1 protein-coding gene is annotated in these 1,852 nt (G+C 69.7%); it reads left to right on the top strand.

Annotated elements, in window-relative coordinates; all coding sequences use genetic code 11:
- The coding region (locus FF041_RS36660) for a condensation domain-containing protein (RefSeq protein ID WP_194292342.1) at window positions 1-1,852 on the top strand (1,852 nt) is incomplete at both ends.

Raw genomic sequence — 1,852 nt, 5'->3', positions numbered from 1 at the left:
CTCGCCATGCGGCTGATCGCGAGGGTCCGAGCCGTCCTGGACACCGAGCTGAGCATCCGGGATCTGTTCACCGCGCCGACCGTCGCCGGGATGGCCCGGCTCATCGACGACACGGACAACGGAACCCGTATCGCGCTCACCCCGAGGGAGCGCCCCGACTCGGTGCCGCTGTCGTACGCGCAGCAGCGGATGTGGTTCCTCAACCGGCTGGAGGAGACCAACCCCGGCGCAGGGGCCGCGTACAACCTGCCGCTGGCGCTCCGTATGACCGGGGACTTGGATGTGGCGGCCCTGGAGGCCGCGCTCGGCGATCTCGCGGATCGGCACGAGAGCCTCCGCACCGTCTTCCCCGAGACCGAGGGCACTCCGCGTCAGCGAATCCTCGAAGGCGCGGCGGGACGGCCGTCGCTGATCGTCGTCGAGACCGTGGAGAGCGAGCTCGAAGACGTACTCGCCGCGCAAGCGGGACGGGCCTTCGACCTCAGCGTTGATCTGCCGTGGCGGATCCGGCTGTTGGTCACCGGTCCCGCGCGGTACGTCCTGCTGATCGTGGCGCATCACATCGCGGTGGACGGCTGGTCGATGGGCGTGCTGGCGCGGGACCTCGAACTCGCCTACACCGCACGGCGCGAAGGCCGCGCCCCGGTGAGGGAGCCGCTGCCGGTGCAGTACGCGGATTACGCGCTGTGGCAGCGAGAGGTGCTGGGGGAGCTGGACGACCCGGACAGTCTGATCAGCGGCCAGCTCGGGCACTGGCGAGAGGCCCTGGCGGGTGCGCCGGAGGAGCTGGTCCTGCCGACCGACCGGCCCCGGCCGGCGGTGTCCACCTTCCAGGGCGGCACTGTGCCGGTACGCGTGGACGCGCCGGCCCCTGCCCAGCTGGTGGAGATCGCTGGACGCGGCCGGGCGACGATGTTCATGGTCGCGCACACCGCCCTCGCGGTGTTGCTCTCCCGGATGGGGGCCGGTGACGACATCCCGATCGGCACCGCGATCGCGGGCCGAGGTGATACGGCCCTCGAAGAGCTGGCGGGCTTTTTCGTCAACACCCTGGTGCTGCGGACGGATGTCAGCGGCGACCCGTCGTTCAGTGAGCTCCTCGGCAAGGTCCGCGAGGCCGATCTGGCCGCTTACGCGCATCAGGATGTGCCGTTCGAGCGTCTGGTGGAGGTACTGAACCCGGCGCGGTCGCTGTCCCGGAACCCGCTCTTCCAGGTGATGATGTCGCTCCAGACCGCCGCTTCGGCGCACTGGGAGCTGCCGGGCCTGACGGTGAGTCCCGTGGCCTTCTCCTCGGACGCGGCGGCGCGGTTCGATCTCTCGGTCGACTTGGTCGAGCTGCGGGATGGGGATGGGGCTCCGGCGGGGATCGGTGGTGGGATTCTCTACGCCACGGATCTGTTCGACGAGGCCACGGCGGAGGGCCTGGCGGATCGTTTGGCGCGGGTGCTGGAGCAGGTGGCGGTCAATCCGCAGATCCGGCTCAGCGAGATCGATGTGCTGGACGACGTCGAGCGGTCTCTTGTGGTGGGCGAGTGGAATGCGACGGGGCAGCCGATCGCGGGGGAGACGTTCCTCGATCTCCTCTCGGCCCGGGTGGAGGGTGCGCCGGGGATCGCGGCGGTCCGTCAGGGCGTGGATGTCCTCTCGTACGGAGAGTTGGACGCCCGTTCGAATCAACTGGCCCGATATCTGACCGGTCTGGGTGTGGGTGTGGGTCGGGAGAGTGTGGTGGGGTTGTGTCTGCCGCGTGGGGTGGACATGGTGGTGGCCCTGCTGGCGGTGTGGAAGGCCGGTGGTGCGTATGTGCCGCTGGACCCTGAATACCCGGCTGGCCGCCTCGCCTACATGC

Origin of the sequence: Streptomyces jumonjinensis (genome assembly GCF_009600885.1) — a bacterium.
Taxonomy (GTDB): Bacteria; Actinomycetota; Actinomycetes; order Streptomycetales; family Streptomycetaceae; genus Streptomyces; species Streptomyces jumonjinensis.
Note: the sequence above shows the minus strand (reverse complement) of the source record. Positions and strands in the feature narration are given on the sequence as shown.